General features: G+C 33.3%; 16 protein-coding genes. 5 read left to right on the forward strand and 11 right to left on the reverse strand.

The genetic code is table 11. The features are described from left to right. The first annotated feature begins 9 nt into the window (after nucleotides 1-9). Together Q0822_RS12735 and Q0822_RS12740 are read left to right on the forward strand one after the other, a co-directional pair. Complete coding sequence (locus Q0822_RS12735; protein WP_299124245.1) at nucleotides 10-504, forward strand: hypothetical protein; 495 nt, start codon at nucleotides 10-12, stop codon at nucleotides 502-504. Nucleotides 505-595: 91 nt separating this feature from the next. Beyond that, the gene (locus tag Q0822_RS12740) at nucleotides 596-802 is read left to right on the forward strand and encodes a dodecin family protein (RefSeq protein WP_299124247.1); all 207 of its coding nucleotides are present in this window, start codon (nucleotides 596-598) and stop codon (nucleotides 800-802) included. Nucleotides 803-877: 75 nt separating this feature from the next. Here the strand turns inward: Q0822_RS12740 and Q0822_RS12745 are convergent, their stop codons facing one another. The 11 genes from Q0822_RS12745 to Q0822_RS12795 form a co-directional block, all read right to left on the reverse strand. Then, nucleotides 878-1,510 carry a YceI family protein gene (locus Q0822_RS12745; protein ID WP_299124250.1) on the reverse strand — a complete coding sequence of 211 codons (633 nt, stop codon included), beginning with the start codon at nucleotides 1,508-1,510 and terminating at the stop codon, nucleotides 878-880. A gap of 88 nt (nucleotides 1,511-1,598) precedes the next feature. Continuing rightward, nucleotides 1,599-2,678 carry a DUF6544 family protein gene (locus Q0822_RS12750; RefSeq protein WP_299124252.1) on the reverse strand — a complete coding sequence of 360 codons (1,080 nt, stop codon included), beginning with the start codon at nucleotides 2,676-2,678 and terminating at the stop codon, nucleotides 1,599-1,601. A gap of 8 nt (nucleotides 2,679-2,686) precedes the next feature. Next, nucleotides 2,687-3,265, reverse strand: coding sequence for an outer membrane beta-barrel protein (locus tag Q0822_RS12755; RefSeq protein ID WP_299124254.1), 579 nt, complete (start codon nucleotides 3,263-3,265; stop codon nucleotides 2,687-2,689). Nucleotides 3,266-3,645: 380 nt separating this feature from the next. Beyond that, nucleotides 3,646-4,014, reverse strand: a complete 369-nt coding sequence (locus tag Q0822_RS12760) for a spore germination protein GerW family protein (RefSeq protein ID WP_299124256.1) — start codon at nucleotides 4,012-4,014, stop codon at nucleotides 3,646-3,648. 11 nt (nucleotides 4,015-4,025) lie between these two features. Next, nucleotides 4,026-4,481, reverse strand: coding sequence for a hypothetical protein (locus Q0822_RS12765; protein WP_299124258.1), 456 nt, complete (start codon nucleotides 4,479-4,481; stop codon nucleotides 4,026-4,028). Nucleotides 4,482-4,590: 109 nt separating this feature from the next. Continuing rightward, nucleotides 4,591-5,517, reverse strand: a complete 927-nt coding sequence (locus Q0822_RS12770) for a hypothetical protein (protein WP_299124260.1) — start codon at nucleotides 5,515-5,517, stop codon at nucleotides 4,591-4,593. A 2-nt stretch (nucleotides 5,518-5,519) separates the two neighbouring features. After that, complete coding sequence (locus Q0822_RS12775) at nucleotides 5,520-6,344, reverse strand: hypothetical protein (RefSeq protein ID WP_299124263.1); 825 nt, start codon at nucleotides 6,342-6,344, stop codon at nucleotides 5,520-5,522. Between the two features lie 6 nt (nucleotides 6,345-6,350). Beyond that, on the reverse strand, nucleotides 6,351-6,815 hold the full coding sequence (locus Q0822_RS12780) for a hypothetical protein (RefSeq protein ID WP_299124265.1): 465 nt from the start codon (nucleotides 6,813-6,815) through the stop codon (nucleotides 6,351-6,353). Between the two features lie 31 nt (nucleotides 6,816-6,846). Next, nucleotides 6,847-7,602 carry a GNAT family N-acetyltransferase gene (locus tag Q0822_RS12785; protein WP_299124267.1) on the reverse strand — a complete coding sequence of 252 codons (756 nt, stop codon included), beginning with the start codon at nucleotides 7,600-7,602 and terminating at the stop codon, nucleotides 6,847-6,849. Then, a complete protein-coding gene (locus Q0822_RS12790) occupies nucleotides 7,599-8,003 on the reverse strand; it encodes a nuclear transport factor 2 family protein (RefSeq protein WP_299124270.1) in 405 nt (134 codons plus the stop codon). The genes Q0822_RS12785 and Q0822_RS12790 overlap by 4 nt, the downstream gene beginning before the upstream one ends. Before the next feature lie 4 nt (nucleotides 8,004-8,007). Beyond that, the gene (locus tag Q0822_RS12795; protein WP_299124273.1) at nucleotides 8,008-9,135 is read right to left on the reverse strand and encodes a hypothetical protein; all 1,128 of its coding nucleotides are present in this window, start codon (nucleotides 9,133-9,135) and stop codon (nucleotides 8,008-8,010) included. 174 nt (nucleotides 9,136-9,309) lie between these two features. Between Q0822_RS12795 and Q0822_RS12800 the strand changes: the two genes are divergently transcribed. Genes Q0822_RS12800 through Q0822_RS12810 form a run of 3 tightly spaced genes read left to right on the forward strand, consistent with a single transcriptional unit; the run spans nucleotide 9,310 to nucleotide 12,721 of the window. After that, entirely contained in the window at nucleotides 9,310-9,801 is a 492-nt protein-coding gene (locus Q0822_RS12800; RefSeq protein ID WP_299124276.1) for a hypothetical protein, read from the forward strand. Nucleotides 9,802-9,849: 48 nt separating this feature from the next. Beyond that, the gene (locus tag Q0822_RS12805; RefSeq protein ID WP_299124279.1) at nucleotides 9,850-11,679 is read left to right on the forward strand and encodes an NAD(P)/FAD-dependent oxidoreductase; all 1,830 of its coding nucleotides are present in this window, start codon (nucleotides 9,850-9,852) and stop codon (nucleotides 11,677-11,679) included. Nucleotides 11,680-11,731: 52 nt separating this feature from the next. Further along, nucleotides 11,732-12,721, forward strand: coding sequence for a zinc-binding dehydrogenase (locus tag Q0822_RS12810; protein ID WP_299124282.1), 990 nt, complete (start codon nucleotides 11,732-11,734; stop codon nucleotides 12,719-12,721). Nucleotides 12,722-12,750 lie beyond the last annotated feature (29 nt).

Consider the following 12,750-nt stretch of genomic DNA (forward strand, 5'->3'; position numbering starts at 1 on the left):
AACATACGCATGAAAATAGAACACTTAGAAGCGCATGTAAATGACTACAAGCAATCTATTAAAACCGTAGTCGACAAAAAAACAGTTTGGCATACCAAAACTAAGACGCTCATCAGTAATACGCTTAAAGCGATTTGTAAGCAATACGATATTGGTTGGAAAGTACAGGAGCTCAATTGGATTGGTACCAATGAGGCTGTCAACATCACTTTTGATTCTTTCCCAAAAGAGCTTATAGATTGTACCAACCAGATACCAGCGTATCAATTTATTCAAGGTGGCGCATTGGTATTTTCTCAATCTTACAGTGGCGATATCTATGTGTTTGTTTTGTATCCTATTGTTACCGAAATTCCAACTGAAAATAGTTCTAAAGAATTAGACGTTTACAGTCCAAAAGATATTAACGCAAAATTGATAGTTGAAAAAGTAGATGATTTTTTAAAGGAAATGATTAAATGGGAATTACCAACCTTTAGAACGAAGTTGGGTTATCAAGAGTAATAGCATTTTTTTCTTCAACGTGATTAATATCATTTATTATTCTGTCTTTAGGATTTACCTTAAAGACTTATTAATCATAAATCTATATATTATGTCAGTATTAAAAGTTGTCGAGATTTTAGGGAATTCTACTGTTAGTTTTGAAGATGCCGTTAGCAACGTGATAAAAGAAGCTTCAAAAACTATTAAAAACATTAAGTCTGTGTATGTACAAGATATGCAAGTAACTGTGAATAACAATGCCATTGCAGAATACCGAGTTACTACTAAAGTGTGCTTTGGCATTATGGAAGGTTAATTCTTTATTTGGAATTGAATAGCTAAAAATCCTGATGATATAGTTCATTAGGATTTTTTTAAGCAATAAAAAGTTTCATAATGAAATTCTGCGCTTAATTGGTAGTTTGATTTTAACTGCTACATCTGGCCAGAGTTTAGAGATGCCATCAGGCCCTATATGCAAGTCATAACATTCTTTGTTTAAAGTATCCAAAGCTATTTTACCATCCCATTTAGTTAGGTCTAAATGTGTTGAAATAGTCAAAGTGTCGTTTTTATAATTATAGCTGTAACTTGTTAGGTTATTAATGCTATTCATTTGCAATGCCAAAAGCCCTTTTTCATCTTCAACTTCTATTATTTTACCTCTAATCGTATCTGTATTAAAACTTTTAAAAAATGTTTGTTTTAATTTAGGATCTCTTATGGCGTTGTATGAGTTCACAGAATTTGTACAGATACTGATTTCAGAACTTTTTAATAAGGCTTGGATAGAAGGTGCGCTCTTATCATAAAAGTATATGATACTATCAAACTTACCACTAATACCAACTTTCTCTGTAAACTTATAGGCTGTCCATAATACTTTTATACCTGAGGTATCTAGTGTATAATTATATGTCTTTTGAGTTGTTTTGTCTACAGAAAATTTTTTTTCTGAAGTATTGCAAGAAAAAACAAATAGGGTCAATAATAAATAAACAAGATATTTAACTAGTGAAAACATGGTCAGAATTTTTATAGTTAGCAAAATTAAAGTGGTTATTAGAATCATGAAATGACCTCAGTCAGTTTGCTGGTTTAATTGGTCTCGATTAATTAAACTCTATATCAGTAATCTCTAATTTTAACCAGTTGAAATCTCCTCCAGATAATTTCCATGTGACTTTACATTTATTTGGAATTTTTACACCATTAAACTCTTTGTGAGATAAAGCTTCGACATGCCAAGTTTCGAGTGTAGAATTTGTACTGCCACCATAATAGCGATCCGCTGTAAATGAGATAAAATCCCCTTTTGTACTAAATGAAAACACACCTGAAACAGATTGATTTTTGTAAATAAAAGTTGCTTTTGCTGAGGTTTCATCTATACTTTGCCAAGTCATGTATTTATTTAAAGCTGAGCTTGGAAACCAGCAGATTTCAGCCAAATATCTAATCATAGCTCCAGAATTTATTTTATCATTCTGAGATTCATTAACTACGGGAATAATTGCACCTAATTTAATGAGCATTTCACCATTACCATCTGTTAATTTATCGCGACCAATCATCTTTATTAGTAAAGCATCAACTGTAGTACTCCATACAAAGGAAGAACTCTTTGTGTTAAAATATTGCGTTGCGACAAAAGGCATCCATTTACTGCTTGGCTTTGTGCGCATTTTACCTTTTTGTTTTAAGCGAACTGTAACTATTTCTTCCTTTCCGATGATACCAGAGTGTTTTAACCATTTTTGGATGACATTTGGAAGATGATTTAAATCCTCTTCTTTTATGACTTTTATATTATTTTGAGTTATGTTACTAAACAGTTCCCTCGATTCTAATTCTACCATTTTTTGGAATCGATATTTACCATATGCATGTATACCAACTAGCAGAATTATTAGATTAAGAATTGTACCTAATTTAGTATCATTCCATGCTATTATAATGAGCGTCTGAGATACAATTGCACTTGTGATTCCTAAGTAGAACCAATGTTTATTGCTTAAAAATTGAAATGCTGAAACCGTAAATAGAATAAAAGTGATTAACCAAAGTGCACCTATAGGTTTTGAAATGCCCAATACTTGTTTTTCAATTGATGTTGAAAGGAAGGCACTGACAAGACCCATTAAATGAATAAGTCCATGAATCCCCATTAGTATGGCAAATGCATATTTCATAATGCCAATTAAAAGGATTTAGATATACCAAGACCAAAGGATAAATAGTTTAAATCCACTTCAGTGGTTTGATTTTGAATAAACTCTAAATCTCTTGAAAGTGAACGGTATCTAATACTTGGACGCAAGCTCCAGTTATTACCAAGTTTGTAGTCTAAGCCAGCTTCTAATTGCCAACCAAAGCCATGATTAGAATCATCTATGAGGTCTCCATTACCATCCTCAAGTTCTAAATGATTATAAATAGCTCCAGCTCTCAACAAATATGATAAATCTTCAGAGTTTCCTAAGGGATGAATAAATTGCAATCCAAAGGTGTAGCCTGTTTCGTCAAAATCTGCTTCGGCATCTTCAATAGCAAAAGTATTGTAACCCCAACCTGCGTAAGCGTGAAGATGTTCTAAAAAGCGATACCCAATTGTAGCTTCAAAACCAAAGCCTGTTTTTATGTTTGAGTTGCCCAAATCTTCAGTTGGGAAGTTAATATTTGGTCTAAATTCTGCTGACCATTTATTTTGTGCAAAAGTGATACTTGTAATTAGTAAAAAAAATACAGCACAGTATAAGTTTAATTTTGAATTTTTCATCACGAAATATTTTAATTTAGATTTTTTGCTTTATTACCGCCAAAGGTATAGTCAGAGCTAAGACTGTACAATGATATTGGTCATTGCAAGTTGTTTGTATTCAGGTGTTTAAAACTTATTTAGTTCTTTGTTACAAAAGAAAAACAGTAGTTGATATAAGGATAAGTATTGTAATCACTAGTCTAATAAAGGTTCTCATAATAGCATATTTGGTTCTATAAGACTAATTTAACAGGTGAATATATTTCTTAAAATGACCATAGTCATTTTAGGAAATATTTTAGTACATATAGCAAAACTATTTTCAGTAAAAAAAACTGGGCAAGCTTATTTCTATGCTTACCCAGATTAAAATTCAGTCCAAGAAAATATAATGAGAACTAAGCCTCAACAGGCTCTTTACTTCTCTTTTCGACTATCTTTTCTATTAAATCAGGTACTTTTTCAAAAGCAGCTGCAAGTCCATGCGTTTTACCAGCTTCAATAAAAGATATCTCATCATCTTTAGTTGCTAAAAAGCCTATAGGTTCAATTCCCATTCCAGCTCCAGCTCCCATGCCTTCACCTTTTTTACCTTTACTTTCTATACCTTCTCCGCCTCCAGAACCAAATCCCATACCCACTTTAATAACAGGTACACATTTAAATTCTCCTAATTGAAACTCCTTACCAACAACTGTTTCTGTATTGGCCTCAGTTTTCATAAAATCTGTAATCTTTCCCAATAATTCTTCTAAATGTAGTTCCATAATATTATGTTTTAATTATTAATAAATGATTTAATTAAACGTATTGGTCTATTTTCAATAGATAATAGTACGTTGTTTCTTCCTTCAAAATTTGCACTTAATTGGGTGTTGTTGTAAAAATTAAATAGCGCAAAAACAGGATAGAGTTTCGAATTAAAAATGCAGTCACCAGAATCTATCTCTGCCTGAAATTGTTTAACTCTAAAAGTTCCTAATACGTTTATTATTTTTCTTAAAGAAATAGTTTTTGAACTTCTCTTTTTTGTGGTTTTCTTATTGTTCTTGGTCTTGCTAGAAAAATTAATCTTCTTCAATGGATAAAAATCAAAATTTAAGAACATTACTTTTAAATGTACTTTTATAACTTCTAACTCATCTGCTTCAATATTTGCTTTCGCTAATCCTTTGATTTGTATAAAATACTCATTGGTTCTAGTGTTTATGTATAAAATTATAGGAACGAACAATAAATAGATGATTATTAATAATATCACTATTGAAAGTATAAGTAATAACATCCTTATTTTTGTGGTAAAGTAATATCAAAAATGTCCTTTTAACAATGATATTGGTCAGTTATAACTTATTGTAATTCTTCAAAACTCTTAAAGCTCTGAGTGTATTCCAACGACTTGGTTTTCCTGCTTTTTCCATGTCAAAATGAGTTTGCCCAGGATGTTTTGCTTGTACATTCCAAGTACCATTTTTATTTCGCTTTTTTATTAGAATGTTTATAGCTGGTTGCATACGATTATCCCATTTTGTTTTAGAATATTGAAAATAATCTAAGGCACTCAAAATATCATAACGCCAGCGCCTTGGGTAAGATAGTTTCAAAAAATCCTTGTTGATTATTTTTCCGGTTCTATCCGAAATATAGAGTTGATGCATAAGGATAAATTCTTTTGAGGATGCCATAGCTTCTTTTACCTCTTCAATTCGATAGGTGTAGCCATTAATATCATATTCTGTAAGGCCTTCCAATATAGACAACGTTGTATGCAAGGAGCTATGTACTGGTCTTCCTCTATTGGATCTACAATTAAAACCTCCATCAGGCATTATCTGATCTAGAATACAATCCACAACAGATTTTAAGTCTTCTTTATTTGTTTTGAAGTAGGATGCATAGTTTAAGAACATTCCATTAATACATTGGTCACTTATTTTATTTTTCCCAATTGGTAAAATACCGCCATCATTTGCTTTTTTATGTTCTAGGATAATATCAATGGATTCTTTTATTAGCTTATTATTAGTTGCTATATAAAGGTTTCTTAAATCCATAAGCGTATAGTTTGATGATGTCCATTTGGGTTGGTAGAATGCTTTTCCCCAATGTCCTTTTTTATGACGTTTAGATAAGAATTGAGCACCAAAGCCTTCGGTTGCAATTCTGTTTCTTAAGTCTGGTCGTTTTTCATCTAACAAATCACGATGCACTTGATATTGGACGGATACATCACCTTCTAAAAGCCAGTTTATAATTTGTTGTTTATTCATCTTTATGATTTAAGAATAAATTTTTGTTTTATCGTATACTTTAATAAGTATATAAATGTTGCTAATGCACCTAACCATAGTAACATATAAAAAGGTAAAAGAGTATCCAATATCCCAGTTCTTTTAAAGGCGAAAATACTACCCACCAAAAGTACCAAGGGATATATTACGCACTTTGTCATTACAATGATTGAAATGACATATCCCCAGATTTTCTTATTCCATAACAGGATTGCACCAACTACTAATGTGGATACTAACAACGATAGATCGGTCGCAAAGACTACACTTGTTGGATGATCAGTTTGCGAAATACCAATTGGTAATTCATTTGTAAAAGCAAAACTCAATGATTGTGCAACCCATAATCCTCCAATACATAAAGCAAAAAAAATCATAAAGCCACTAATCCATTTTACAGGAGTTTTATATATGATATACTTTTTTAGGGTTGCAAAATCTGTGTACATTAAAGCAAGGATCAGCGCATAGGCAGAAAGTGTAAAAATAGATACATAAATTAGGAATAGTTCATTAAATGCCGCACCATACATATAAAAAATATAATTGTACAGCATATACCAGAATGTACCCATTAATATGAGTTGTGCTTTTACCGAATGGTGATTTGCAAAAAATAAAGCCATGATCATTGTTGGGATTATAATGCATATTGTGATAAGATCATTTCCAATCCAAACCGCTTTTACAAACTCATTATCGCGATAAATACTGCCTGCAAATAATCCTGAAAACGAAGCAATAATCGCAAGTATTATAATGAGTATAGATAGTCTAATTAAAACTTTAGATAGAGGTGTTTTCATTTGATTTTAGCTTTTCCATACATAATTAAGATCCTTTTTCTTTAATACCATGAATGCAGCAATAGAAACTGTAATCGAAAATGGAAACGCGGAACCGACCATTAACGGAGCAATAGCCAATAAGAATAAAATAATACCAATACAGGCAATCTTCACTATGAACCCTTTTAACAATATTCCTATTGCTATTAAAAGCTGACCTGTAGCAATTATTGGAATTAATATACTTACATACTTACTAAACCACCCATAAATAAAATCTCTGTAAAGCGGTATTGCTAATTCTCCATAATCCAAATAGTCATTGGGTTTTACCAATCCTAAATACATGTTAGCACAGAAAGCGCTAAAAAATAAAAGAGCAAATAAAATTCGTGTTGCTTTGGTGCGTTTCATAGCAACAATTAGTATAATGACACTAACTATTTGTGAGATTACGTAAGGAATTAAATATTCATTTAGTCCTTCCATATCTATTTATTTTTCTATCTATTTAACACTATTATTCTGCAAGTTCCTTTTTCAAAATATTCTTAAATCGAGTTGCACTTAGATAATGGTCTTCTATTAGTTTACCATCATGTAAAAGGTTAAATACACCAAAGCCTGAAGGAGCGTTCTTAGCTTCTTTCACTGTGTTTAATTTGGTGACCTTTAAATCAATACCATAATCCATAGCAGTATTTATAAGATCGAAAACAGACTTGTCATGCCAAGGACATTGGTCTGCATACACTAAATGCCACCCTTTATAGTTTTGTTGTTGCTTTTTCCAGTCATAAAATTCAGGTTTTTTAGCTGTGTCATCCCATTGTTTTGAAAGCAACTCGAATCTATCTTTTTTATCTAATTGTATAAATCCGTTTTTCTCAAACAATGATTTATCTGCTAACCATGAACCTTTACTTGTCATCACACACAAGCCTGACATATTTTGAGCTTTTGCGACTTTTTCGGCTTCGTTAATAAGTAGAGAGCCATAACCTTGGTTTCTATCTTTTTTAGAATAAACAGCGATACAGTGCACAAACATAAAGTCATCGGCATTGACTGGTCTCCAGGCTTGTATTGCAGGTGTAAATTCAATAAAGCCAATCATTGTATCATTATCATCTTTTAAAATTCGTATTTGTAAGCCTTCTTTATAACGTTTTTCAAACCATTTACGCTTTGCCTCAAATCCTGGCTTTTTAATATCCTTAATGCAGAAAAGTGTTTCTTCATGGACATTTTTTGGTGTAACTTCTACTAGTTTCATAATTCCTCTTTTACAATTCTTATCATTTTTGCTGTCTGAGCAATAGGTATATCCCAGGCTTCTTTGATCTCACCTTCCATAATACACCATACCACAACAGCATCGATCTCGATTGGTTTACCTTCCAATGACATGCTGTCTTTAACAAGTGCGATGACTATATTATCTCCTATAGCAGTTGCAGATATAGGGTTTACTTTAAAAGAACCACTAGTGCGACCTGCTAGTTTTTGAAAGAAATCCTTCAAACCAGAAAGACCGAAATAGTCTCCTTCTAACTCAGTAAGCTTAGGGTTAATATAATGCCAAACGAAATCTTCGGCTAAAATTTCAGCAGCAGTATTAGGATCTGCAGGATTAAACCTCTTTAAAATCGTGATATTAGGATGTTCTTTATTCATTCCTTTAATTTTTAACCAGTTGGTTATTAGGATGAAGTAAGTTTAAGGTCAATGCTCCATAAGTAATGGATATTATCACAACAGAAAGTAATATTCCTGCATAAGGAATCATAGTGATTACACGCAAAACGATTGTACATAATAATGCCAGAAATGTGATACTCCAAAAACCCCAATTCTTTTGTTTTTTATACTTCAAATAATACATGAGCAACAATGACGCTACCAAATGACCAAACAACAAACTAAATATGAAAACTGCGGCAGCAAAAAGCCCGAGAGGGATGCCTATTGCGATAACAAACGAAATAAGTATCATTAATGGAATTCCGATTAGATAAATTAATCCGAAACCAAAGCTTTTTAAAACGCTATTTTCTAAATCGTCAACAGCATTTGAAAATGCATTTTTGAAAAGTGCATGTAAAACTAGAATAGCTAAAAATGAAGACAATATATAGGTGATCCATAATTTTAATGAATTTGTACCCAAAGTGGTTAATGATAATTGCGACGTATCTTCACCAAGATCTTCATTAAATTGGGCTTCAGTGCTAACCAGTGAATTGTTAAAATCTATTTCACCATCGCTATTCCAATACTCTACATTCTTATGAAATTTAGCATTTGCTCCGATGATGAGATTTTCTCCTATTATTTTTGAGGATTCTTTTACAGTTCCATTAATTTGAACATCACCTCCTTTAATTTCAAGTTTGCCTGCGACCTCGCCATTAAAGTCAATATTACCAGCATAACACTTTAGATTACCATGTATAATAGCATTTTTAGTAATGATAACCTCTCCACCAAAAACAACTAGATCATCACCAATTTCTGAATCAATGGTTGCCTTTCCTACTGCTATGCGAACATCATCTGCTACATAACTGTTAAGAAATAATTCACCACCAGCTGCCGTTAAATCTCCATTAATACTATCATTAATACTTAGTTTTCCTCCTGCTATGACCAAGTCTCCTTGTACTACGGCATCTACTTTTACCGATTCACCAGCACTGTAAGTATCATCCTGCTGTGTTTTATCAATGACGATTTCACCTTCATTTTCTGTTTGACCAAATGATACTATTGAACAGAGAATAAGGAATAAAGCTGTTATTTTTTTCATTAGTACAAATTTTTGATTAGGCATCAAAACTACTAGCTTTCAGTGATTTAAAAAATGATATTGGTCATTAGTATACCCAAAAACTAACATTGAAAATAGAGTTTCAAAATGATATATATCATTGATTAAAAGGTGAGTAGATGTTTATTTTGTAACATAAATAATTTGAAGCTTATGAAAAATTTATTATTAACAGGAATCTTTGTTATTACAACAATCTTTAGCCTGTCAGCGCAAAATGAATTAAATGCGACGCAGCTAGATACTGTACAGCCAAAATTTGAAATTAAAGTAATTACAAGTGTGGAGTCTATTGTACCACTTGGTCTTGGTCGCTCACGCTTAATTTCTGCAAATACAGATCGCGATTATAAAGAATTTACATCTGAGCAAACTGAAGATGACAACACACGTAACAAATCCAAACGAAAAAATATTCGTGTTAAGGACTTTGAAGAAACAAAATTGTTAAACTTCTATAATATTGGAGGTATACGTTTTCAAAATATTGCGTCTAACGATGCTGTAATATCTTCAAAGTTAACAGCAATGTTAGCTGAGGGTTGGGATCTCATATTTGTGACCAGTGCAGTAGAAAGCGATGCTGGTGAAACGGATGAGCAAGGTATTTTTATTACACGCTATATTTTTAAAAGAAAGTTATGAGTACACATATTTATATGTTGCGCTTTATGCTACGAAAATAATAAACTCATGAAATACAATACAATCATTATCGGAGGAGGCTTAGCCGGATTAACTGCCGGAGCTACACTATCAAAATTTGGCAAGAAAGTTCTTTTATTAGAGCAGCACCATAAGCCTGGTGGCTGTGCAACCACTTTTAAGCGAGGAGATTTTATTGTTGAAGTTGGCTTGCACGAAATGAGTGGTCTCACTGAAAATGGGACGATTACTAGTATTTTCAAAATGCTTGAAGTAGACAAAAACGTTCAATTTGAAAAAGTACCTGAGTTCTACGGTGTGGTTTCCGATAAAGAAGATTTTGTGATGCCACATGGATTTGATGCAGCTACCAAGGCATTGATAGATAAGTATCCCGAAGATGAAAAAGGGATCAAACGCTTTTTTAAGTTGATTGTTGGAACACGAAAGGAAGCTATCAATCAACCGAGCTCACCTCTAAAGCAAAAATTGATTTACCCATTGATGCCATTGCTTTATCCTAATCTTGTTGAGGCCACCAAGCATACCGTTGGGTCTTGGTTAGATAAGTACATTACCAATGAAAAAGCAAAATTAGATCTTATAGCACATATTGTGTATTGGGGTGATGATCCATATACGCTATCAATGTTTTATTTTGCTCTACCATTTTCAGGCTTTATTGAGAATGGTGGTCACTTTATAAAAGGTGGATCACAGCAGCTTTCCAATTACCTTGCCTCATACATAGAAAAAAATGGTGGCAGTGTTGTTTTAGGCAAAAGAGCTGAGAAAATCATTACCAATAATGGTAAAGTGACTGGAGTTACATTCCGTGATAGTTTTAATAAGAATTCTAAATCTAAGACTATTACATGTGATAATGTTATCGCCAATTGTGCCATTCCTGCGGTGACTTCCCTGTTGGACGCGACTTATTCTGCTCAACTTCAACAAAAAATCAGTTCAAAAACCAATTCATGTTCATTATTATGTATTTATCTAGGTTTTAATACCGATGTAGAAAAGTTTGGTGTAAAATACTACTCAAATGTTTTTCAAGGCGATGATGTAACTGCCTTAAAGGATATTAAAACTAACCATCATGGCGATTGGTCTAAACGCAGATTCATTTTTGTAGACTATAACAAGGTAGATGCTGGACTTGCACCACCTCATAAGTCTGAAGGTGTAATTTGTGCCACTGATTATATTGAAGATTGGGAGAATTTAAACAAGGAAGATTACGACGCAAAAAAAGAAGAAGTAGCACAAATATTATTACAACGATTGGAAAAGCAGTATCCAGGAATTCTGAATAGCATCGAATACTACGAAGTATCTACTTCTAAGACTATTAAACGTTATACATCTAACCCAACTGGTTCAGTTTATGGTTATGCCCAAACTAAAGACCAGATAGCAGGCAAGCGATTTAGAAATAATTTCTTGATTCCTAACCTATATTTTGCATCTGCATGGACATTCCCAGGAGGTGGTTTTGAAGGTTCAATTCAAGGAGGCTTTTTAGCTGCTTTACAAATGAATAAAGACAAAATCTGGTCCGATTGTGATGATGCAAAATATGAGGACCAGAGAATCGTTTCACTCTTGGAGCGTAAAAAAATTGATGATAAATCATTGGAATTAAGATTTGAAAAACCAGCTGATTTTCTGCCACATAACGGAGCGTATGCTTGTCTCAATCTCTTGAAGCCCAAAGTAACCGAGTTAGATCTACCTTATCGCTGGCTTCCCATTAATTCTTCTTCAGAGGAGCATGGTATAGGGTTTAAGATAGAGTTGGATGGCAGTAGCTTTTCTAAAAGTTGTGAACTTATAGACATAGGTGAAGAATCTATTGTTTTTGGACCTTAAGATTAATTCGCAAAACAGAATTAATATGAAAAGAATAAAGATACCTGATACTATGACAGTGGTCGTTTTGAATTCTTATTCTGGTGCTGATGCCCTAAGTATTGAGCAACGACCAGTACCAACACTAGGAAGGAACGAAGTTTTGGTCAAAGTTGCCTTCGCACCAATAAATCCATCGGATTTGGCAACCTTGACAGGCTATTATGGCTTTAAAAATCCAACACCTATTGTACCAGGTGGTGAAGGTTCTGGAGAAGTTATTGCCGCCGGACCAGGAGTTATGGCAAGCTATTTCCTTGGTAAACGAGTTGCCTGCACTGGTTGGGGAATAGGAGGAGGTGTTTGGTCGGAGTATGTAGTTAAAAGTGTTAAAGGAGGTGTGCTGCCTTTGAATAAATCATTGAGTTTAGAGCAAGGAGCATTGTCCATAATAAACCCTCTTACAGCCAGTGCTTTTATAGATATTTCGAAAAAAGGTGGACATAAATCAATTTTATTGACTGCTGCAGCAAGTTCACTTGGAAAAATGGTGAACAGGTTGGGGCAAAGTGAAGGAATTCAAATCGTAAATGTTGTTCGCAGGGATGCACAAGTTGATATTCTCAAGGCTGAAGGGGCTAGTATTGTTCTGAACAGTAATGATGAAGGATTTGAACAACAACTAAATGACGTTTGCCATGAAACGAATACACGTCTTGCGTTTGATGCAGTGGCAGGTTCATTAACCAATCAGCTATTAAAAGCGATACCAAATAACAGCAAGGTTATTGTGTTCAGTGCACTGTCTCGTGAAGCTGTTAAGGCGAGTCCTAAACTTTTGATATTCGAAAATAAGAGGATTGACAGTTTCTGGTTAGGTCCGTGGATCAGCAAACAAGGTATATTGAAAACAATGTTATTGTGGAAACGTGCACAGAAGCTGATACCAAGCCATCTCAAAAGCGACATCAGAAAAATCTACCCTATACAAGAAGTAAAAGAAGCCATCAGTGATTATAAGAATAAAATGACTGGAGGAAAAATTTTGTTAAGAATGACTTGATAAACATCTGACAAACGAAAAAAAAACGA

Origin of the sequence: uncultured Winogradskyella sp. (assembly GCF_947496485.1) — a bacterium.
Lineage (GTDB): Bacteria > Bacteroidota > Bacteroidia > Flavobacteriales > Flavobacteriaceae > Winogradskyella.

Excerpts from the sequence above, each read along its gene's own strand:
- Q0822_RS12735 (WP_299124245.1), top strand. The coding sequence starts at position 10 with ATGAAAATAGAACACTTAGAAGCGCATGTAAATGACTACAAGCAATCT.
- Q0822_RS12740 (WP_299124247.1), top strand. The coding sequence starts at position 596 with ATGTCAGTATTAAAAGTTGTCGAGATTTTAGGGAATTCTACTGTTAGT.
- Q0822_RS12745 (WP_299124250.1), bottom strand. The coding sequence starts at position 1,510 with ATGTTTTCACTAGTTAAATATCTTGTTTATTTATTATTGACCCTATTT.
- Q0822_RS12750 (WP_299124252.1), bottom strand. The coding sequence starts at position 2,678 with ATGAAATATGCATTTGCCATACTAATGGGGATTCATGGACTTATTCAT.
- Q0822_RS12755 (WP_299124254.1), bottom strand. The coding sequence starts at position 3,265 with ATGAAAAATTCAAAATTAAACTTATACTGTGCTGTATTTTTTTTACTA.
- Q0822_RS12760 (WP_299124256.1), bottom strand. The coding sequence starts at position 4,014 with ATGGAACTACATTTAGAAGAATTATTGGGAAAGATTACAGATTTTATG.
- Q0822_RS12770 (WP_299124260.1), bottom strand. The coding sequence starts at position 5,517 with ATGAATAAACAACAAATTATAAACTGGCTTTTAGAAGGTGATGTATCC.
- Q0822_RS12775 (WP_299124263.1), bottom strand. The coding sequence starts at position 6,344 with ATGAAAACACCTCTATCTAAAGTTTTAATTAGACTATCTATACTCATT.
- Q0822_RS12780 (WP_299124265.1), bottom strand. The coding sequence starts at position 6,815 with ATGGAAGGACTAAATGAATATTTAATTCCTTACGTAATCTCACAAATA.
- Q0822_RS12785 (WP_299124267.1), bottom strand. The coding sequence starts at position 7,602 with ATGAAACTAGTAGAAGTTACACCAAAAAATGTCCATGAAGAAACACTT.
- Q0822_RS12790 (WP_299124270.1), bottom strand. The coding sequence starts at position 8,003 with ATGAATAAAGAACATCCTAATATCACGATTTTAAAGAGGTTTAATCCT.
- Q0822_RS12795 (WP_299124273.1), bottom strand. The coding sequence starts at position 9,135 with ATGAAAAAAATAACAGCTTTATTCCTTATTCTCTGTTCAATAGTATCA.
- Q0822_RS12800 (WP_299124276.1), top strand. The coding sequence starts at position 9,310 with ATGAAAAATTTATTATTAACAGGAATCTTTGTTATTACAACAATCTTT.
- Q0822_RS12805 (WP_299124279.1), top strand. The coding sequence starts at position 9,850 with ATGAAATACAATACAATCATTATCGGAGGAGGCTTAGCCGGATTAACT.
- Q0822_RS12810 (WP_299124282.1), top strand. The coding sequence starts at position 11,732 with ATGACAGTGGTCGTTTTGAATTCTTATTCTGGTGCTGATGCCCTAAGT.